We start from the raw sequence: 365 nt of genomic DNA on the forward strand, positions 1-365 counted from the left end.
GGGTCTGTGTAGCGAACGGTGGAACCCAGTCGGTTTTGTTCAGCGGCGTCCGGCGGTGAGCCGGCCGTCGAAGGTGATATCGAAGGCTTGGAGTGCGGCCTTCCAGCGCATGGTCCAGCGTTTGCGTCCGGTGCCGGTCGGGTCCAGGCTCATGACGGCCAGGTAGACGCACTTGAGGGCGGCCTGGTCGGTGGGGAAGTGTCCCCGGGCCCGGACGGCCTTGCGGATCCGCGCGTTGATGCTCTCGATTGCGTTGGTGGTGCAGACGATCTTGCGGATCTCCACGTCGAACTGGAGGAAGGGTACGAACTCGGCCCAGGCGTTCTCCCAGAGCCGGACGATCGCCGGATACTTCCCGCCCCAGG

1 protein-coding gene is annotated in these 365 nt (G+C 65.8%); it reads right to left on the bottom strand.

Annotation, left to right across the window (positions count from 1 at the left end; all coding sequences use genetic code 11):
- Positions 1-39: 39 nt before the first annotated feature.
- Positions 40-365 (bottom strand): transposase (locus V5O46_RS31685; RefSeq protein ID WP_332888186.1); only part of this gene is annotated, 326 nt, incomplete at its 5' end.

The organism is Streptomyces poriticola, assembly GCF_036689765.1.
Classification (GTDB): domain Bacteria; phylum Actinomycetota; class Actinomycetes; order Streptomycetales; family Streptomycetaceae; genus Streptomyces; species Streptomyces poriticola.